At 33.4% G+C, this 19389-nt stretch carries 18 protein-coding genes; 7 read left to right on the top strand and 11 right to left on the bottom strand.

What is annotated here, in order from left to right:
• Positions 1 to 13 precede the first annotated feature (13 nt).
• Entirely contained in the window at positions 14 to 2284 is a 2271-nt protein-coding gene (locus tag ACWA1B_RS00500) for a cation:proton antiporter (protein WP_456903805.1), read from the top strand.
• Between the two features lie 249 nt (positions 2285 to 2533).
• On the opposite strand, the gene ACWA1B_RS00495 is transcribed toward ACWA1B_RS00500, so the two are convergent.
• The 3 genes from ACWA1B_RS00495 to pyrH all read right to left on the bottom strand — a co-directional run bounded on the left by ACWA1B_RS00495 (position 2534) and on the right by pyrH (position 6493).
• Positions 2534 to 5026 carry a DUF5686 family protein gene (locus ACWA1B_RS00495; protein ID WP_456903803.1) on the bottom strand — a complete coding sequence of 831 codons (2493 nt, stop codon included), beginning with the start codon at positions 5024 to 5026 and terminating at the stop codon, positions 2534 to 2536.
• A gap of 119 nt (positions 5027 to 5145) precedes the next feature.
• Positions 5146 to 5709 (bottom strand): ribosome recycling factor, encoded by a 564-nt coding sequence (gene frr, locus ACWA1B_RS00490; protein WP_456903802.1) that lies wholly within the window; start codon positions 5707 to 5709, stop codon positions 5146 to 5148.
• Between the two features lie 76 nt (positions 5710 to 5785).
• Complete coding sequence (pyrH, locus tag ACWA1B_RS00485) at positions 5786 to 6493, bottom strand: UMP kinase (protein WP_456903800.1); 708 nt, start codon at positions 6491 to 6493, stop codon at positions 5786 to 5788.
• A 192-nt stretch (positions 6494 to 6685) separates the two neighbouring features.
• Between pyrH and ACWA1B_RS00480 the strand changes: the two genes are divergently transcribed.
• Positions 6686 to 7303 (top strand): thioredoxin family protein, encoded by a 618-nt coding sequence (locus tag ACWA1B_RS00480; RefSeq protein WP_035653283.1) that lies wholly within the window; start codon positions 6686 to 6688, stop codon positions 7301 to 7303.
• A 370-nt stretch (positions 7304 to 7673) separates the two neighbouring features.
• On the opposite strand, the gene truB is transcribed toward ACWA1B_RS00480, so the two are convergent.
• The 5 genes from truB to ACWA1B_RS00455 all read right to left on the bottom strand — a co-directional run bounded on the left by truB (position 7674) and on the right by ACWA1B_RS00455 (position 11238).
• Positions 7674 to 8366 (bottom strand): tRNA pseudouridine(55) synthase TruB, encoded by a 693-nt coding sequence (truB, locus tag ACWA1B_RS00475; protein WP_456903798.1) that lies wholly within the window; start codon positions 8364 to 8366, stop codon positions 7674 to 7676.
• A gap of 2 nt (positions 8367 to 8368) precedes the next feature.
• A complete protein-coding gene (locus ACWA1B_RS00470; RefSeq protein WP_456903796.1) occupies positions 8369 to 9178 on the bottom strand; it encodes an undecaprenyl-diphosphate phosphatase in 810 nt (269 codons plus the stop codon).
• A gap of 93 nt (positions 9179 to 9271) precedes the next feature.
• On the bottom strand, positions 9272 to 9526 hold the full coding sequence (locus tag ACWA1B_RS00465; protein WP_035653289.1) for a DUF3098 domain-containing protein: 255 nt from the start codon (positions 9524 to 9526) through the stop codon (positions 9272 to 9274).
• A 98-nt stretch (positions 9527 to 9624) separates the two neighbouring features.
• A complete protein-coding gene (locus ACWA1B_RS00460; RefSeq protein WP_456903794.1) occupies positions 9625 to 10500 on the bottom strand; it encodes a cell division protein FtsX in 876 nt (291 codons plus the stop codon).
• 390 nt (positions 10501 to 10890) lie between these two features.
• Positions 10891 to 11238 (bottom strand): winged helix-turn-helix domain-containing protein, encoded by a 348-nt coding sequence (locus ACWA1B_RS00455; RefSeq protein ID WP_456903792.1) that lies wholly within the window; start codon positions 11236 to 11238, stop codon positions 10891 to 10893.
• A gap of 325 nt (positions 11239 to 11563) precedes the next feature.
• Between ACWA1B_RS00455 and leuS the strand changes: the two genes are divergently transcribed.
• The 5 genes from leuS (at position 11564) to ACWA1B_RS00430 (ending at position 17521) form a co-directional block, all read left to right on the top strand.
• Positions 11564 to 14428 (top strand): leucine--tRNA ligase, encoded by a 2865-nt coding sequence (gene leuS / locus ACWA1B_RS00450; RefSeq protein ID WP_456903790.1) that lies wholly within the window; start codon positions 11564 to 11566, stop codon positions 14426 to 14428.
• A gap of 374 nt (positions 14429 to 14802) precedes the next feature.
• On the top strand, positions 14803 to 15648 hold the full coding sequence (locus tag ACWA1B_RS00445) for an alpha/beta fold hydrolase (RefSeq protein ID WP_456903788.1): 846 nt from the start codon (positions 14803 to 14805) through the stop codon (positions 15646 to 15648).
• A gap of 5 nt (positions 15649 to 15653) precedes the next feature.
• On the top strand, positions 15654 to 16127 hold the full coding sequence (locus ACWA1B_RS00440; protein WP_456903786.1) for an RNA polymerase sigma factor: 474 nt from the start codon (positions 15654 to 15656) through the stop codon (positions 16125 to 16127).
• Positions 16114 to 16707, top strand: a complete 594-nt coding sequence (locus tag ACWA1B_RS00435; RefSeq protein WP_456903785.1) for a DUF485 domain-containing protein — start codon at positions 16114 to 16116, stop codon at positions 16705 to 16707. The genes ACWA1B_RS00440 and ACWA1B_RS00435 overlap by 14 nt, the downstream gene beginning before the upstream one ends.
• Before the next feature lie 127 nt (positions 16708 to 16834).
• Entirely contained in the window at positions 16835 to 17521 is a 687-nt protein-coding gene (locus tag ACWA1B_RS00430; protein ID WP_456904844.1) for a zinc metallopeptidase, read from the top strand.
• Positions 17522 to 17633: 112 nt separating this feature from the next.
• Here ACWA1B_RS00430 and ACWA1B_RS00425 read toward each other — a convergent pair whose 3' ends face one another.
• The 3 genes from ACWA1B_RS00425 to ACWA1B_RS00415 form a co-directional block, all read right to left on the bottom strand.
• Positions 17634 to 17909, bottom strand: coding sequence for a hypothetical protein (locus ACWA1B_RS00425; RefSeq protein ID WP_456903783.1), 276 nt, complete (start codon positions 17907 to 17909; stop codon positions 17634 to 17636).
• Positions 17910 to 17966: 57 nt separating this feature from the next.
• Positions 17967 to 18437 (bottom strand): Lrp/AsnC family transcriptional regulator, encoded by a 471-nt coding sequence (locus ACWA1B_RS00420; protein WP_035653302.1) that lies wholly within the window; start codon positions 18435 to 18437, stop codon positions 17967 to 17969.
• A 192-nt stretch (positions 18438 to 18629) separates the two neighbouring features.
• Positions 18630 to 19379 carry a uroporphyrinogen-III synthase gene (locus tag ACWA1B_RS00415; RefSeq protein WP_320569012.1) on the bottom strand — a complete coding sequence of 250 codons (750 nt, stop codon included), beginning with the start codon at positions 19377 to 19379 and terminating at the stop codon, positions 18630 to 18632.
• Positions 19380 to 19389 lie beyond the last annotated feature (10 nt).

The following is a 19389-nucleotide window of genomic DNA, read 5'->3' as shown; positions in this document are numbered from 1 at the left end:
AAAAAAACGAATTATGAATAACTTTAAAAACTCCTTATTTTACATTACAGTTATTGGCGGTTTTACTACTTTGATATATTGGATAATTTCACAAGGTTCATCTCTTGAAGAGGGCCGAAATGTATTAGAAAAAAAAATAGAAAGTAATCATTGGAATGATTTTTTGAATTCAATGGTTGAAAACCTGCAACATCCTCTTGCCATATTATTAGCGCAGATTGTAACTATTATTTTGGTTGCGCGTTTATTCGGGTGGTTTTTTAGAAAAATTGGACAGCCATCTGTAATAGGAGAAATGATTGCGGGAATTGTTCTCGGACCATCTTTAGTTGGAATGTATTTTCCGGAGTTTTCAGCCGCTTTGTTTCCAAAGGAGTCTTTAGGAAATCTTCAGTTTTTAAGTCAGATTGGTCTTATTCTTTTCATGTTCGTTATCGGAATGGAATTGGATTTGAAAGTTTTGAAAAATAAAGCGCACGATGCCGTTGTAATTAGTCACGCTAGTATCGTTATTCCGTTTGCTTTAGGATTGACACTTGCTTATTTTATTTACGGAACTTTTGCTCCTCAAGGCGTTGCATTTTCTTCGTTCGGATTGTTTATGGGAATCGCCATGAGTATTACGGCATTTCCGGTTTTGGCGAGAATAGTGCAGGAGAGAGGTCTTCAAAAAACGAAATTAGGAACTATCGCCATTACCTGTGCGGCAGCCGATGATATCACGGCTTGGTGTATTTTGGCAGTAGTAATTGCTATTGTAAAAGCAGGTTCATTAGCTAGTTCACTTTATGTAATTGGTCTGGCAATTTTGTATGTGATTATCATGTTGAAAATTGTTCGTCCATTCTTAAAACGTGTAGGGGATTTAAATTCGACTCGCGAAAGTTTGAACAAACCTGTTGTTGCGATTTTCTTTTTGACGCTTTTATTTTCGGCATATGCCGCTGAATTAATTGGAATTCACGCATTATTCGGAGCTTTCTTAGCCGGAGCGATTATGCCGGAAAACAGTAAATTTAGAAATATTTTTATCGAAAAAGTGGAAGACGTTTCGATAATTGTTCTTCTGCCTTTATTCTTTGTGTTCACGGGTCTTCGTACACAAATCGGATTGTTGAATGATCCTAATTTATGGAAAATTACCGGATTAATTATTGTTGTTGCTGTTATAGGAAAGTTCTTTGGAAGTGCTTTAGCAGCAAAATTTGTCGGACAAAACTGGAAAGACAGTTTGGCAATCGGTGCTTTAATGAACACACGCGGTTTAATGGAATTGGTTGTTTTGAATATTGGTTATGATTTAGGAGTATTATCTACAGAGATTTTTACAATGATGGTAATCATGGCTTTGATCACGACTTTTATGACCGGACCAGCTTTAGATTTTATCAATTTTGTATTTAAAGATAAAGTTACAGCAGTTCCAGAAGAAATTGGAACCAAAAGCAAATACAAGATTCTGCTTTCTTTTGCCACTCCTGAAAGAGGGAAAAAATTGCTAAAAATTGCAAACAGCTTAGTTAAAAAACAGGGTGATAATTCTGTTGTAACGGCAATGCATTTGTCTTTAAGTACAGAAATTCATTCATTTGACGTTAAAGATCATGAGCGAAAAATGTTGATTCCTATTATTGAAGAATCAAAACATTTGAATCAAAAGATAAATAGTGTTTTTAAAGTAACAAATGATATCGATGCTGAAATTATTGATTCGGCTAATCAAGGCGAATATGATTTGTTGCTTGTTGGATTGGGACAATCTATTTTTGATGGAACTTTGCTTGGAAAAATACTTGGATTTACTACAAGAATAGTGAATCCAGACCGATTGATAGATAAATTTACAGGAAAAGAAGGTTTGTTTGAAAATTCTCCTTTTGATGAAAGAACACGTCATATTATTGCCAAAAGTAAAATGCCGGTCGGGATTTTTATCGACAAAGATTTAGAAGAGGTAGATCAGGTTTTCATGCCGGTTTTTAGCAAAGAAGATGCTTATTTAATTGAATATGCTAAAAAACTGATCAATAACAACGGTTCTCAAATTACAGTTTTGGATGCTAGCGGTGAAGTAAAAAATACACGCGATATTCAGGAAACAATTCGCTCGATCGAACAGATTGCACCAAATCATATTATGATTATGCATGACAGAACAATTAAGAAAGAGTTTTTAGAAACGCAAAATCTAATGATTATAAGTTTAGACAGCTGGAAAAAACTGATCGAATCTCAAAGCACCTGGCTGAATAATACGCCTTCTGTTTTGATTCTTAAACCGTAAAATAGTTTTAAATTTTAATATTTTAAATCCCAAATTTCAATTGTTATGATTGGAGTTTGGGATTTTTTTTATAGCCAGGAATTCACGAATTTACCACATTTCTTTGCGCAGTTTGTTAACCATAAATTTCACAAATTATAACAAAATCAATTTGTGAAATTCTACGGAAAAATTTTCACACAGTTAAGAGGTGAAATTCGTGAATTCGTGACTGAAAAATTTGGGATTTAATATATTGGAATTAAAATCTTAAAGCCCCAAATCAATAACATAAGAAATCTTAACCGCAATATTATCTTCAAATTTCAACAATTGATTTGGTCCGTAGCGATAAAATCCGCCTAGACCGAAACCTTTAAAAATTCGGTTTAATTCGATTCCTGATTCAAAATAACCTTTATCTAAAGTTTTATAGTCAGGTCCAACATGCTGTTCAGGATTTTCCATATTTCCCCAAGCCATTCTGGTAACTAAAACTAAAGAAGGTCGAACTTTTTTCATGATTTTAATTCGATCAAAACCATGTTTTATTTGAAAGAATAAATATTGGCTGGAGAAAAACTCATTAAAAAACATGGTTTCAAAACTGTTTCTTCCGGCAAAAGTAATACGTTGAATAACGGTTTCTTTGGTTAAATTATTTGGCATTGTGTTGTACAAATGCGTAATCGGAACATCGCCCATTGCATATCCTCCTTGCAACAACAAACTCGTTTTTTGTCCATTCAGGTATTTTTTTTCATACTCTGTTTTGAAATCTATTTTACTGAATGCAAAATCGTTTTTCAGAACATTTGGCAGTGATTGTGTATACTGAAAAGTAAATCGTGGAAATCTTTTGTCTGATTCTGTTCTGCCAGTTGGAGTTTGCATAAATTCGCTGAATGGTGCCCAAACAATTGAAACCATTGCAGTAGTCATGATGTAATTCGAGTATAATTGCCCGTTTAAATTGAAAAGATAATCAAATTTTGGCTCAACATACGTTCTTGCTAATTCAAAAACAGCTTCAGTTTTCGGAATAATTTTGGTCTGAACATTCGCTTTCCAGCTGATATATTTGTAGAAAGTACTAATGTTGATTGGACGCGGATCATAAATTTTGAAAACACGTTTGTCAACAGCGAAAACAGTACTTGCAATTTCCCGAACATCATCTGTATAAGATCCATTTAGCCAGGTATTGGTATTTTTATCCAATAAAACGCCAGAACCTATATTGTATTTAAAAGCACCATCTTTTGTTCCGTAAGCGCCATAACCTTCAATTCTGAAATTTTTGGAAAATCGATCGTTTGTAACGCCTCCAAGGCCTAAACGAAATCCTTCATAGTTATTATAACTGATGACTTTTTTTAAATCCAAATCAATTGGCCCGATAGGAAGATAACCATTTATGATTTTTCGGCCCAAACCCAGACGTTTTTCAATTCTTTTGCTCAACGATAAACTGTCTATTAATTGATAGGTTCTTTGGCCTTTAAGATCTAAAGCTTCTTTTCGGTAAGCATTCCAAAATTCTTCCGGTTTTTTATTGGCATCATCTTTAATTTCAATATAAAGCGACGGATTTTTTATAGATGGATTTGTATTGTAATGAATGTCAAAATTATTGCTTTCGGAAATTAAATAAGTAAAATCAGAAGCTACTTTTTTTCTTCGTTCGTAATTGTCTTCAACGTCACCATCAAATTGAATCGTTCCGCCTAAAATCTTAATATCATCGTCATTTTTTCCTTTGACAATTTTAAAAGTGGTATTGCTTTGAAACCAGATTTTTTCCTCTGGTATATATTCAAATTCGTGTATACCGCTAATGTCTAAAACAGCTTTGATGCGCATTACCGCTTTCGCTATAGCAAAATTTTCCTGATCAATATATAAAACACCTTCTAGTGCATTTGTTTTTCTTTTCTTGTTTTTAAAGTAAATCATAAAGGTATTTCGACCTTTAATGGGAACGGTGTCCAGAAGTTTGTAATTATAATCAGAAAATGCATTGTCAGCAATTGGACTTTGATGTTTGGTTTCAAACAATTCGTATTTCGAATCGTAAATCGAAATAGACTGCAGATTAAAGGCGATAATTTCATAAACAGGTTGTTTAAAACCGGCCATTTTTGTGCCTAAAATGGTTTCTTTTAATTTATTATTTCCAAATTGATATTGAGAAACTTTCTCCGTTTGAAATAAATGCTGTTTGCTTATGATTTCTTTAAACTTATAATCCGAAGAATCAATGTTGATTTGCTTTTTATTGAAATCTTTATATGTTGCTGAAGAATCGATTCGGCCGTCGATCGAATCCGGATTTGCTGTAACAATCAGTTTGTTGTATGTTTTGTATTCAAAACTGCTGAGTTTTTTCTGCGGATTGTTTTTGTTTTTATTTGCAATAACTTTTTTTATGATTGCTAATGCTGGATTTTCATTTGAAACAACGACTTCCTTTAAATCATCTGTTTTTTGAGAAAGCGAAATAGAATAGAATTTTTTATTCTCTATAACAGGAACTAATTTTGTTTGAAAACCAATATAAGAAACGGCAAAAGTGGTTGTTTTTGAATTGATTTTAAGTTCAAATTTTCCGTCAACATCTGTAATAGTATTGTTATTGTCTGCAGTAGTTATGGTCGCAAAAGGAAGCGGTTTGTTGTGTGGATCGGTAACAATTCCGTTTATTTGAAACTGCGCCTGAATGCTAAGCGTGAAAAACAAAGTCAAAAAACAAAATAGCTTCATACAGCGTGTTATAGTTTCAAAAACGAAAAGATTTTACTTTTGGTATGCAAAAATAGGAATAAAAAAATCCGTCTGACACAATTTTGCCAAACGGATTTTTTATTTTGTATCAAATGTAATTACACTTTCATGATTTCAGCTTCTTTTGCAGCCAATAATTCATCAATTTTTTTTGTAAAAGCATTTGTTAAGTTTTGAACTTCTTCTTCAGCAGATTTGCAAATGTCTTCAGAAGTTCCTTCCTTTTCTAATTTTTTGATTTCAGTGTTTGCATCTTTACGAGAATTACGAATACCGATTTTAGCATCTTCAGCCTCAGCTTTTGCTTGTTTTGCCAAATCACGACGACGCTCTTCTGTCAAAGGCGGAACGCTGATGATAATAACATCACCATTGTTCATTGGGTTGAAACCAATATTGGCAACCATAATTGCTTTTTCAATTGCCGACAACATGTTTTTTTCAAACGGCTGCAAAGTAATTGTTCTAGCGTCAGGAACACTGATTTTTGATACTTGAGAAAGCGGTGTTGCAGCTCCGTAGTAATCAACAAAAACACCTCCAAGCATTGCCGGAGAAGCTTTTCCTGCACGAATATTTAGAAATTCCTTTTCTAAGTGCGCAATAGAACCATTCATTGATTCTTCAGTACTTTCTAATATAAAATCTATTTCTTCACTCATTTTTTTTTGTTTTCAGTTTTCATTCTCAGTTCTCAGCTTAAGTCTTAATTGTGTGACAGTAAACTGTTATTGATCACTATATATTTACTACAGTTCCAATGTTTTCCCCTTCGCAGATTTTTAAAAGGTTTCCAATTTTGTTCATATCAAAAACAACGATTGGCAATTTGTTTTCCTGGCTTAATGTAAAAGCAGTAGTATCCATTACATTTAGTCCTTTTTTAAGTACGTCGTCAAATGAAATGAAATCAAATTTTACTGCTGAAGCATTTTTTTCAGGATCACAATCATAAACTCCGTCAACACGTGTTCCTTTCAGGATAACATCAGCATTGATTTCGATTCCTCTCAAAACAGCTGCAGTATCTGTTGTAAAATATGGATTTCCGGTTCCGGCTCCAAAAATTACAATTCTGCCTTTTTCAAGATGACGATCGGCTCTTCTTTTGATGTATGGTTCTGCAATAGATTCCATTTTCAAAGCAGTCTGCAAACGAGTTTTCATTCCTTTGTCTTCAAGTGCGCCCTGCAAAGCCATTCCGTTAATAACAGTTGCAAGCATTCCCATGTAATCTCCCTGCACTCTGTCCATTCCTGAGCTTGCTCCTGCAACGCCTCTAAAAATATTTCCTCCTCCAATAACAATAGCAATTTCTACTCCTTTGTCGTGAATTTGCTTGATTTCGTCAGCATATTCGCCTAATCTTTTCGGGTCAATTCCGTATTGTAAATCACCCATTAAGGCCTCGCCGCTAAGTTTTAGAAGAATTCTTTTATATTTCATGTTTGTGTTGCGTTAATTTGTGCAAATATAGACATATTCTGATTTTTAGAAATAATGTTTACAAAAAAAATAATTGCGGCCTTGATTTTAAAATTATAAAGAGTTTTTACAGTTTTTTTGTATCAAATCTGATAAAAGTCATTCCTTAATCTTCAGAAATCCGTAAATTTATGCTAAGCAAAATAACTATTTATGAAAAGTATCGTAGCCAAAGCATTATTCAATAGTCACTCTTATATTGAATATCGAAAATTAGTAACCGATTTATTGTCAGAAGGAAAATCAACCGGAAACGAACAATCTGACAGTTTGACCAATTATTCGAAACTAAATGAAACCCGAATGAACCGATTGGAAAAGACGATCGTAATTTCTGAAGATACAATTTCAAAACTACAGCATTTGGATAATCATTATATCTGGCTTGTAATTTCAGAAGGCTGGTGTGGTGATGCAGCTCAGATTCTACCTATTTTAAATAAAATGGCGCTTGCATCAGATAAAAAAATCGATTTGCGAATAGTGCTTCGTGATGAAAATGATGACTTGATGAATCATTATTTGACCAACGGCGGAAGAGCAATCCCGAAAGTAATTGTGATTTGTAAAGAAGCGGGAATCGTTCGTGCAGATTGGGGACCAAGACCAAAAGGCGCGACAGAGTTGATGGCAAAACACAAAAGAGAAGTTGGTCCAATTGATGAAAAAATAAAAACCGATCTACAATTATGGTACTTGGCTGATAAAGGAATTTCAGTTCAGGAAGAACTTCTGGAAATTATGGAAAACATCAAGTACAATCGGTTATAATGCTTTTATTTTGAAAAAATAAAGGGTAGAATTGCTGTTGATAACGTGTTGATAATAAATCAAATAAGATGTTAAATAAAGGCTCTAAAATTTTTATTTAGAGGAAAATTTTGTATCTTAGTAAAACTATCCCACTTCTATTATTGATTTTCTGATTTACTCTTTTTATTGGTGTTTATTTAATGTTTAACTATTAAAAAATCACTATTATGAAAAAGTTATTCGAAAGATTCTATGATTTCTTTTCAACCTTTTTATTTGGAGGGAAAAATGTGCCTCACTATTAATTCAGAGGGAATAAGTATGGAATGACTATACTTTGATTTACGAGCTTGGCACATTACTGCTTATTGTAATGTGCTCTTTTTTTTTACTTTAAGCTTTCTTCAAATAAAGTAATATCGATCGCATTTGTAACATCATATTCGCCAATTTTAGTACGGCGCAACACGGTTAAATGTGATCCTGAATTCATTGCTTTTCCAAAATCGTAAGCAAGCGAACGAATATAAGTTCCTTTTGAACAAACAACTCTAAAATCTATTTCAGGTAATTCAATTCTAGTAATTTCAAATTCATGAATTGTTGTTTTTCGGCTTTCGATTTCAATAGATTCTCCTGCTCGTGCATGTTCATATAAACGGACTCCATCTTTTTTAATAGCAGAGAAAATAGGTGGTTTCTGATCAATTTCACCTAAAAACTGTTTTACCGTTTCATGAATCAATGTTTCGTCAATATGATCCGTTGGAAAGGTCTGATCGACTTCTGTTTCCAAATCATAAGATGGAGTAGTGGCTCCTATGAAAAATGTTCCTGTGTATTCTTTAGCCTGGCCTTGCAATTCAGAAATCCTTTTAGTGAACTTTCCAGTGCAGATTAATAATAATCCTGTTGCTAAAGGGTCTAAAGTTCCGGCGTGACCAATTTTGAACTTTTTTGGAAGTCCGACTTTGTTAATTAAAAGATACTTTAATTTATTGACAGCTTGAAACGAACTCCATTTTAGTGGTTTGTCAATCAATAAGACTTGTCCGTCTAAATATTCTTCAGGTGTTTTCAAAACTATTTATTTAGAGAAAAATATGCCAATAAAAGGATTCCCGCTATGATTCGGTAATATCCCCAAGGTTTAAAACCAAATTTCTTTATGATTTCAATAAAGAATTTAATAGCAATTACAGCCACTATAAAAGCTACGACATTTCCTATCAAGAACATTTTAAGATTGTCGCTTGATTGCGTCAATAATTCATATCCTTTTAATTTTGATACTTCATATGTTTTTAAAAACAAAGAATAGGTTGTAACAGCAAGCATTGTAGGGACAGCAAGAAAAAAAGAAAATTCTGCTGCAGTTTGTCTCGTAAGCCCTTGTTGCATTCCTCCAATTATTGAGGCTGCAGAGCGGCTTGTTCCAGGCATCATAGCCAGACATTGCCAAAAACCAATTGTAACGGCTTTTTTTATCGTAATGTCTTCTTCGTGACTTATAGTTGGATTTTTAAATTGATTGTCAATAAAAAGTAGCACAACTCCGCCTAAAATTAATACGATAGCAATTGGAATTGGATTTCCTAAAATTGCATCAATTTTATCGTCGAATAGTTTTCCTAAAATTAACGCAGGTATAACAGCACAAGCTAATTTGATGTAGAAATTAATTTTACTAAAATCAAAAAACTTTTTCCAATACAAAACAACAACGGCCAAAATTGCTCCAAATTGAATGGAGACTTGAAATAGCTTAACAAAATCATCTTCTTGAATTCCAAAAAAAGAACTTGTAAATATCATGTGAGCAGTGGAGGAAACAGGCAAATATTCTGTTAAGCCTTCTACAATTGCAATAAGAATTGCCTGTAAGTAATTCATGTAAATTAAATTTTAGTTCTAATTCTTTGGATTATAATTTCAGATTTAGAAAGACCTTTTCGAAGTTTAGTGTAATGAGAAGATTAAGAAAATCTATTTTGATTTTTTGAAAATAGAATAAATCGTAATGCCAAAACCAATTAAAACAGTAGTTGGAGCCAAACGAATACGTCTAAAACTGAAAATATCTTCGTTGAAAACATTCGGGTCGTTACTTCCTCCGCCTGACATTAAAATAAATCCTAACGCAATAACTCCAATTCCAATTAATAAGATTTTGTAGTTAATGCCGTCAAAAAGAAATTCGTGATTATCTTGTTTTCCTTCTTTAATATTGTTGTTTTTCATTTTATTTCTTTTGCTGTCTTGAGTAAACCCCAGATATTTTATTTATTTGTCAGCCTGAGCGAAGCCGAAGGCAATTATTTGATACTTAAAACTGAATACTAATAAAGATCATCAGTTCTTAAATTTAAGAAACGTTGTGTTGCAAAATGTGTGCTTACCCATGTAATCAAAACGCCTAATCCGAAAACGGCCAATAAAACCAGTCCGATTAGTACTTTGTCCTCTAAAATTCCTAAGCCCGGGAAATTAGTCTCAACATAAATTAAAAGTGCAATTAAAGCTACGATCGTTAATGCTGCTCCTAACATTCCTAATTTTACACTACGCATTACAAAAGGTTTACGAATAAATGATTTTGTAGCCCCAACCATTTGCATAGTTTTGATAATAAAACGGTTAGAATGTATAGAAAGACGAAGTGAACTGTTTATTAATAAAACTGCAATAACAGCAAGAAAACCACTGATAATCAAAATCCACATACTTACTTTTTTGATGTTGTCATTAACCAGATTTATCAATTGCTTGTCGTAAACAATATCTTCAATCATTGTATTTTGACGCAGTTTGCTTTCAATTTTAGAGATACTGTCTCTTTCAACATAATCTGCTTTTAAATGTATGTCGTATGAGTTTAATAACGGATTTTCTCCTAGGAAAGTCAAGAAATCTTCTCCAATGATATCGGTATGCTCTTTTGCTGCTCTTTCTTTAGAAACATAAACAAAAGATTTTGCAAAAGGCGCTCTTTTTAATTCTGTATCGAATGCTTTGATAACGCTATCATTAGCCTCATTTTTAAAGAAAACCGTCATTGCGATTTTTTCTTTAAAATCATTAGCCAATTTTTTAGAATTAATAATGAATAATCCCAGCACTCCCAAAAGGAATAAAACCAAGAATACACTTAATACTACCGAAAAATAAGAGGAAATTAACCTGCGCTTTTGAAATTTATCAAAGTTAGAACTCATAGTATGCTTAAATTATGTGGTAAAAATAATAAAGAATTTCTTTATTTAAAGTTATTAACGAACTTTTATACTATAAATGTACAATTAGATATTGAATAAATTTGTCTTTCATCGAAAAGTGCACAAATTTTCAATAAATTTTCTAAAAAGTGATTTAACTCCAAAGTTCGCTAAGACTTTCGCAGAGTTCGTAAAATAAAAGAGAATAGCAACAGATTAAAAGGTTTAAAATGATTTTTAAATTTGTGTAAATCATTTAATCTTTAGCAAAAAAAACGCAAAGCTTTGTATTTATATTGTTTTGTCAACTCTATGGTAGTAGCGTAAGTTTAAATAAAAATTGTATGATGCGTTGCGGTTAAACTCTCAAAGTTTTTAAAGAAATTTACTTTAAAATTTCAGGTTTAGAGTTTCTTTTTGAGCAAATTCTTTAATACGTTTTTCGATTTCATAAAAAACCGAAATTGCCCTTTCACCGGCTTCGGTTAATTTTGCGCCACCACCGCCTTTTCCACCAAGAAGTTTTTCAACTAATGGATTTTCAGCCCGCTGATTCATTTCTTCAACCAATTGCCAAGCCTGACGATACGCCATCTTCATCTCTTTTGCTGCATTGGTAATTGATCCGGTTTTCCTGATGTTTTCAAGAAGCCATATTTTTCCAATTCCTAGAAATGCGCCGTCGGCTTCTTCAATCCAAACGCGGACTTCAACATTGTATTTTTTACGGTCAGCCATTTTGATTTTTTTTAATGCTATTCAAAAATACACATATTATTCTTTCGCTTATTCTTTGTCTATACTAGACTGAAATCCAGCTCTACAATAGCATTTTGTTCGTTCAGAGCTTATATGGTTTGTAATATTTATTAAATAATATTTTTCTAAGTATTTAAATTCAAAAATACGTATTTTTACGTAATTAAGATTAAGTGATTTGTTATTTTATTTGTTTGTCAATGAAATAGCTTTGGAACAAGCCACAATAAATGTAAATTTGCGCGATAATTAATTTAGTGAAAAGCTTAGAACCTTAGTAACTTAGAATCTTAGTCACTTAGAAATGAAATACAATCCAAACGAAATTGAAGCCAAATGGCAAAAATATTGGGCAGAAAATCAAACTTTTGCAGCAAAAAATAACTCTGAAAAACCGAAACATTATGTTCTCGATATGTTTCCTTATCCATCTGGAGCAGGATTACATGTTGGGCATCCGCTGGGTTATATAGCTTCAGATGTGTATTCTCGTTTCAAAAGACATCAAGGTTTCAATGTTTTGCATCCAATGGGTTACGACAGTTTCGGATTGCCAGCAGAACAATATGCGATCCAGACAGGGCAGCGTCCGGAAGATACAACGCGTGTAAACATTGACGGTGGAGTTGATAAAGAAGGAAAGCAAATTGCTGGTTACAGAAAACAATTAGATAAAATCGGTTTCTCATTTGACTGGGCGCGTGAAGTACGTACTTCAAATCCGGATTATTACAAACATACACAATGGATTTTTATCCAATTGTTCAATTCTTGGTATTGCAGAAAACAAGGAAAAGCATTTGAAATTTCAGAGCTTGTAACTGTTTTTGAAGAAAGCGGAAATGCATTGGTTGAAGCAGTTTGCGATGATAATGTAGCGATTTTTACTGCTGACGAATGGAACGCTTATTCTGAAGATCAAAAAGAAAAAATCTTATTGCAATACAGAATGACGTATTTGGCAGAAACCGAAGTAAACTGGTGTCCTGGCTTAGGAACTGTTTTGGCAAATGACGAAATTGTAAACGGCGTTTCGGAACGTGGAGGTTTTCCTGTTATAAGAAAAAAAATGACACAATGGAGTATGCGAATTTCTGCTTATGCCGAACGCTTGCTTCAAGGTTTAAATGATGTCGATTGGAGTGAGTCAATCAAAGAATCTCAAAGAAACTGGATCGGGAAATCGGTTGGTGCTTTGGTGACTTTTAATGTTAAAAATCACGATGAAGTAATCGAGGTTTTCACTACTCGCCCTGATACTATTTTTGGAGTTACTTTTATGACTTTGGCACCAGAACATGATTTGGTAGCTAAAATTACAACTCCAGAACAAAAAGAAGCTGTTGAAGCGTATATCGAAAAAACAGCAAAACGTTCGGAGCGTGAGCGTATGGCTGACGTAAAAACAATTTCAGGAGTATTTACTGGAGCTTATGCTGAACATCCATTTACAAAAGAAGCTATTCCGGTTTGGATTGGTGATTATGTTTTGGCCGGTTACGGAACAGGTGCTGTAATGGCGGTTCCTTGCGGAGACGAAAGAGATTATGCTTTTGCTAATTTCTTTAAAGGTCAAAATGGAATGCAGGAAATCAAAAATATCTTCGCCAATGTTGATATTTCTGAAGCTGCTTACGGATCAAAAGACAATGTTGAAATCGCAAATTCTGATTTCTTAAACGGATTAAATTATAAAAATGCAACGCATGCTGCGATTAGCGAATTGCAAAAAATAGGCAAGGGTATTGGAAAAACAAATTACCGTTTGCGTGATGCTGTTTTTTCTCGTCAACGTTATTGGGGTGAGCCGTTTCCAGTTTATTATGTAAACGGATTGCCTAAAATGATTGACACAGAACATTTGCCAATTATTTTGCCAGAAGTGGAGAAATATTTACCAACCGAAGACGGTTTACCTCCATTAGGAAACGCGGCAGTTTGGGCTTGGGATACAAAACAAAACAAAGTCGTCAATACCGATTTAGTTGACAATGTTTCAATTTTTCCTTTAGAATTAAACACAATGCCAGGATGGGCGGGAAGTTCATGGTATTGGATGCGTTACATGGATGCGCACAATGAAAATGAATTTGCAAGCAAAGAAGCTTTGGCTTACTGGGAAAATGTAGATTTATACATTGGTGGAAGTGAACACGCTACAGGTCACTTATTGTATTCTCGTTTCTGGAACAAATTCTTAAAAGACAAAGGTTTCGCTCCAACTGAAGAACCATTCAAAAAACTGATTAATCAGGGAATGATTTTAGGTACGACGGCTTATGTTTACAGATTGGAAGGAACAAATACTTTTGTGTCTAAAAATAAAATTGACGGTCAAAATGTACAGCCAATTCGCGTTGATGTTCATTTTGTTAATTCTTCAGATGAATTAAATATCGAAAAGTTCAAAGCTTGGAGAGAAGATTTTAATACTGCGGAATTTATTTTAGATGAAAACGGAAAATACATTGTAGGCCGAGAAGTCGAAAAAATGTCGAAATCATATTATAATGTGGTAACGCCAGATGATATTTGTGCTGAATACGGCGCTGACACATTACGTTTGTACGAAATGTTCTTAGGGCCATTAGAGCAGGCAAAACCTTGGAATACTGCCGGAATTTCTGGAGTATTTGGTTTCTTGAAAAAATTATGGAGATTGTATTTCGATGAGAATGGCTTAATCGTAAACAACGACGAACCAACAAAAGACAACTTGAAATCATTGCATAAAACCATCAAAAAAGTAGCAGAAGATATTGAGAATTTCTCTTTCAATACTTCGGTTTCTCAATTTATGATTTGTGTAAATGAATTGTCTTCTCAAAATTGTCATTCAAGAGCGATTTTAGAGCCGTTAGCCATTTTGGTTTCACCATATGCACCGCATATCGCAGAAGAATTGTGGTCACAATTAGGACATACAACTTCAATTTCAGAAGTGGCTTTCCCAATTTTTGAGGCAAGTCATTTGGTTGAAACAAATAAAGAATACCCAGTTTCTTTCAACGGAAAAATGCGTTTCACTATCGAATTGCCTTTGGATTTAACCGCAGCACAAATCGAAGAAATCGTTATGAAAGACGAAAGAACACAAAAACATTTAGATGGAAGAACACCTAATAAAGTCATTATTGTTCCTGGGAAAATCATCAATCTTGTAGGATAATTTTAAAATTCCAATATATAAAATTCCAAATTCCAATTTTACGATTGGGATTTGGGATTTTTTTTTTGATTATTTTTTCCGCCAGGAATTCACGAATTTTATTTTTTAAAAACATATAGTTTGTCATTTCGACGAAGGAGAAATCTTCACAAGTAACTCTACAAAGATTGGCGATTTTGATTGCGGAGCTACTCGCGAAGATTTCTCCTTCGTCGAAATGACAAGATTGAGGAAAAACTTTGCGGTTAAAAACCCGCACGAACATTGGGGTTTTAAATTTTTTCATTAAAAAATAGATTAAGTTGTAACATTTTAATAGTTGCCGTATCAAAAGGACGGATCCGATTTAATTAACAACTTAAAAACTATTAAAAATGAAAAAGTATATCATCTTAATTATCGCATTCTTATTCTCAGCATTATGTTTAAATGTTTTCGCTCAAACAAAATCATATCCTTTCGAAGTTCTTAAAACCGGAAAAGGAAAACAATCCATTATATACATTCCCGGATTTGCTTCTTCCGGAGAAGTTTGGAACGAAACTAAAGCCGCATTCGAAGAAGATTTCACTTGTTACACACTTACGATGCCTGGTTTTGCTGGAGTAAAACCAGAACAAAATCCTTCATTTGAAAATTGGAAAACGGAAATTGCCAATTTTATAAAAGAGAATAAAATTGTAAAACCAATTCTTATTGGCCACAGCATGGGTGGTGGATTAGCGCTTGCCATTGCTGCTGATTATCCAGAATTAATTGGGAAAATTGTGGTTGTTGATGCGCTTCCATGTATGGCTGCGCTGATGGATCCGTCTTTTAAATCAAAAGAAAATAATGATTGCAGTGCAACTGTAAATCAAATTACCGGAATGACAGATGCTCAGTTTCTAGATATGCAGAAAAAGACAATGCCAAGACTTTTGGCAGATGCTTCTAAACTGGATATGGTTGTTGATTGGAGCGTAAAATCAGACAGAAAAACATTCGGACAAATGTATTGTGATTTTTCGAATACCGATTTAAGAGCGAAAATCGCACAGATAAAATGTCCGTCGTTAATTTTATTAGAGTCTTATTTTATAAATTTAAAACCAGCAATTGAAGAGCAATATAAAAATTTAAAACCAGCCAATTTTCAATATGCAAGCAAAGGTCTGCATTTTATTATGTATGATGACAAAGAATGGTATTTGGCACAATTAAACACTTTTATAAAATAATAAGAATGGAATTTGAACAAATCTACAAAACATATTGGGATCGAATATTCAGGCTTTGCATGGGTTTTGTCAATGATTATGATATTGCACAAGATCTCGCTCAGGAAACTTTTATAATTGTTTGGCAAAAGCTGGATACATTTAGAAACGAATCGGCCATTGGAACCTGGATTTTTAGAATTGCTTCTAATAATTGTTTGAGGCAGATTGAAAAGCAAAAACGTTTTCCAAAATCAGAATTGCCGATTCATCTTTCGGAAGAAAAACAACAATCGATCGAACCGCAGATTCAATTTTTATACAAATGCATTGCCGAATTGCCAGAAACTGATCGTATCATTATTTCGCTGGAGTTAGAAGAAGTGAAGCAAGCTGAAATTGCCAAAATCGTTGGTCTTTCGGAAACAAATGTAAGGGTGAAGATTCACAGAATTAAAGAAAAATTGACTCAAAAATTTAAAGAAAATGGAAAACAATAATATAAACTTCAACGATTTATGGAAAAAACAAACCGTAAGTCAGCCTGACATGCAGGATTTGCTTTCTAGATTAGGCAAATTTAAAAAAGCGTCTTTGCGCAGTTTATGGATGACAAATATTATGCTTTTTGCTACAAGCGCTTTTATAATTTTTATCTGGATTTATTATCAGCCACAATTTATTTCGACCAAAATCGGGATTGTTTTAACAATACTTGCAATGGTGATTTATCTCTTTGTTTCGAATAAATTATTCAGCAATTATAAAGATATTGATGCAACGCAGACGAATCAGGAATATCTTCAAAAATTAATTTTTATTCAAAAGAAACAACAATTTTTACAGACCAATATGATGAGTTTGTACTTTTTGCTTTTGACAATAGGAATTTGTCTTTATATGTATGAATACGCAAGCAGAATGAGTGTTTTAGGTGCGAGTTTGACTTACGGAATCACTTTGCTATGGATTTTGTTTAATTGGTTTTACATTCGTCCGAAACAAATTAAAAAACAACAATCAAAAATAAACAGTCTAATTGAAAAGTTTGAAGAAGTAAATAATCAATTAGAGTCTTAAATCGGAAAGCTTTGCAGTATTGTAAAGCTTTTTTGTGCTGAAAAATGTCAAAATGTCATTTTGTTAAAATGGCTCGTAAATTGTGATTGATTTTGTAACTTTAAAAATCAATCAAAAAAATACAAATATGGGAGGTGGATATTTATTACTTGCCGGAGCTATAATGTTGTTTAGCTGGATGGTGAGTTCAAAACTTAAAAGCAAATTCGAATTGTATTCTAAATTGCAATTGCAAAACGGAATGAGCGGAAAAGAAATCGCCGAAAAAATGCTTGCTGATAACGGGATTACAGATGTTCGTGTTATTTCGACTCCGGGACAATTAACTGATCATTATAATCCGTCAGATAAAACAGTGAATTTAAGTGAGGCGGTTTACAATCATCGAAACGCGGCGGCAGCGGCTGTTGCGGCGCACGAGTGTGGACATGCAGTGCAACATTCTGTCGGATATGAATGGCTTACAATGCGTTCAAAATTAGTTCCGATTGTAAATGTCGCGTCAAATTTCATGCAGTGGATTTTGCTTGCAGGAATCTTAATGATTAAAGCTTTTCCGCAATTATTGTTGGTGGGAATTGTGCTTTTTGCGGCAACAACTTTATTTTCGATTATTACATTACCAGTCGAATATGATGCGAGCAACAGGGCGTTGGCATGGCTTGAAAATAAGCATATGTTGACACAGCAAGAACAAGCAGGGGCAAAAGATGCTTTAAAATGGGCGGCAAGAACTTATGTGGTTGCAGCAATTGGATCAATTGCAACATTGTTATACTATATTTCAATTTATTCGGGAAGTAGGAGGAATTAATTTTATAATTAGAAAATTAGTCAATTAGATAATTTTATATAAAACCCGACAGGTTTCAAAAACCTATCGGGTTTTATTTTTCAAGTTAATTGAATTTCGGAACATGACATTTTTAATTGTTGAAATACATTAATAAAAAAAGAATTGTCCAAATTCCGAGTATAATGTAAAATGAATTTACATATTGTATGTTTTCTGATTTGTAGTATTTGAAAAGAAGTACAAGAGTCAAAACAATGCTTGTTGGAATTGAAAGTAAAAATAGCAAAAAACCTGCACCTGGAGTGCATGCACCGCTTGGAACTGCCTTCTCTGCCAAGAATCCTATTATAAAATAGATGGTGAAAAAGATTAATGTTTTAATTTCTTTTCGTGCTATGTTAATCATCGATCGTGAAAGTTGACTTTTAAATTATCTAATTATCAAATTGACACATTTCCTAATTTACAATTGAATCTGTCTATCAATCTGCTGGTCTAATGAAATAAAAGTTTCCGTTCTTGAAACGCCTTCAATAGCCTGAATTTTATTGTTCAGCAACGACATTAAATGCTCATTATCGCGGCAAATGATTTTAATCAAAACCGACCAGTTTCCTGTTGTATAATGGCATTCTAGAACTTCTGGAATTTTTCTCAATTCTTTTACGGCTTCAGAGTTTCGCGAAGCTTTATCAAGATAAACTCCAATAAATGCCATTGTATTGTAGCCTAAAACTTTTGGATTTACAGTGAATTTTGATCCTGAAATTACACCAGATTGCTCCAGTTTTTTTAATCGCTGATGAATTGCAGCGCCTGAAATGCCAATTTTGTTAGCGATTTGTAATATGGGTTTTCGGGCATCGTCCATTAAATATCGAAGAATCTCTTTGTCGATACCGTCAATTTCAATTATTAGGGAATTAATTTTCATAACTTAAAATTTGAAACTATTTTTGTGATTTGGGTTTTAAATAGAAATCAAATGTAATTAAATTGCTCTGAAAATGGAAATCCCAAATTCCAAAATCGAGGGATTGCAAAACAAAAAATCCAAATCCCAAGTGATTAAGTTGGAATTTGGATTTTAATCCCGAGGCTTCGGGAGTATATTTTTATTCTTAGGTTATTTTCCTTTGTTTGCTTCTGCGATGTATTTTTCTAAAGCCATTGTCATAGAAGGCGTTTCAGGAGTTGGAGCAAGAATGTCAATTCTTAAACCATGGTCTAAAGCTTCTTTTTGAGTTGTGCTTCCAAATACGGCAATTCTGGTGTTGTTTTGTTTAAAATCAGGGAAGTTTTTAAACAAAGATTTAATTCCTGTTGGGCTAAAAAATGCCAAAACATCATAATAAACATCTGCCAAATCAGACAAATCACTCATTACAGTTCTGTAAAAAATAGCCTGTGCCCAATCCACTTTTAAGTTGTTTAGTGTTATAGGAGCATCTGCGTTTAACTGGTCAGATGCAGGAAGTAAAAACTTCTCGTCTTTGTACTTTTTGATTAGCGGAGATAAGTCTGCAAAATCTTTTGCTCCTACGTAAATTTTACGTTTTCTGTATACAACATACTTTTGAAGGTAAAATGCAACAGCTTCAGATTGACAAAAATATTTCAATCCTTCTGGGACTTTGTAACGCATTTCATCAGCCACTCTAAAAAAATGATCTACAGCATTTCGACTTGTTAAAATGATCGCAGTGTAATGATTAAGATCGATTTTTTGTAATCGAATCTCTTTTGCGCTAACCCCTTCCACATGAATAAATGGTCTGAAATCAATTTTTATTTTGTGTTTTTGTTGGAGCTCAAAGTAAGGAGAATTCTCCACTTTAGGTTCAGGCTGTGACACCAAAATTGTTTTCACTTTCATATTATAAACA

This window comes from Flavobacterium xizangense, from assembly GCF_054075145.1.
The sequence above is the reverse complement of the archived record's forward strand: the minus strand, read 5'-3'. Positions and strand labels throughout refer to the sequence as shown.

Bases quoted from the DNA above. Each gene is read 5' to 3' on its own strand.
- ACWA1B_RS00435 (WP_456903785.1), top strand. From the start codon at position 16,114: ATGGAAAACAATAATATAAACTTCAACGATTTATGGAAAAAACAAACC.
- frr (WP_456903802.1), bottom strand. From the start codon at position 5,709: ATGAGTGAAGAAATAGATTTTATATTAGAAAGTACTGAAGAATCAATG.
- ACWA1B_RS00430 (WP_456904844.1), top strand. From the start codon at position 16,835: ATGGGAGGTGGATATTTATTACTTGCCGGAGCTATAATGTTGTTTAGC.
- ACWA1B_RS00495 (WP_456903803.1), bottom strand. From the start codon at position 5,026: ATGAAGCTATTTTGTTTTTTGACTTTGTTTTTCACGCTTAGCATTCAG.
- ACWA1B_RS00480 (WP_035653283.1), top strand. From the start codon at position 6,686: ATGAAAAGTATCGTAGCCAAAGCATTATTCAATAGTCACTCTTATATT.
- ACWA1B_RS00470 (WP_456903796.1), bottom strand. From the start codon at position 9,178: ATGAATTACTTACAGGCAATTCTTATTGCAATTGTAGAAGGCTTAACA.
- leuS (WP_456903790.1), top strand. From the start codon at position 11,564: ATGAAATACAATCCAAACGAAATTGAAGCCAAATGGCAAAAATATTGG.
- ACWA1B_RS00455 (WP_456903792.1), bottom strand. From the start codon at position 11,238: ATGGCTGACCGTAAAAAATACAATGTTGAAGTCCGCGTTTGGATTGAA.
- ACWA1B_RS00460 (WP_456903794.1), bottom strand. From the start codon at position 10,500: ATGAGTTCTAACTTTGATAAATTTCAAAAGCGCAGGTTAATTTCCTCT.
- ACWA1B_RS00420 (WP_035653302.1), bottom strand. From the start codon at position 18,437: ATGAAAATTAATTCCCTAATAATTGAAATTGACGGTATCGACAAAGAG.
- ACWA1B_RS00500 (WP_456903805.1), top strand. From the start codon at position 14: ATGAATAACTTTAAAAACTCCTTATTTTACATTACAGTTATTGGCGGT.
- ACWA1B_RS00445 (WP_456903788.1), top strand. From the start codon at position 14,803: ATGAAAAAGTATATCATCTTAATTATCGCATTCTTATTCTCAGCATTA.
- ACWA1B_RS00440 (WP_456903786.1), top strand. From the start codon at position 15,654: ATGGAATTTGAACAAATCTACAAAACATATTGGGATCGAATATTCAGG.
- ACWA1B_RS00415 (WP_320569012.1), bottom strand. From the start codon at position 19,379: ATGAAAGTGAAAACAATTTTGGTGTCACAGCCTGAACCTAAAGTGGAG.
- pyrH (WP_456903800.1), bottom strand. From the start codon at position 6,493: ATGAAATATAAAAGAATTCTTCTAAAACTTAGCGGCGAGGCCTTAATG.
- ACWA1B_RS00465 (WP_035653289.1), bottom strand. From the start codon at position 9,526: ATGAAAAACAACAATATTAAAGAAGGAAAACAAGATAATCACGAATTT.
- ACWA1B_RS00425 (WP_456903783.1), bottom strand. From the start codon at position 17,909: ATGATTAACATAGCACGAAAAGAAATTAAAACATTAATCTTTTTCACC.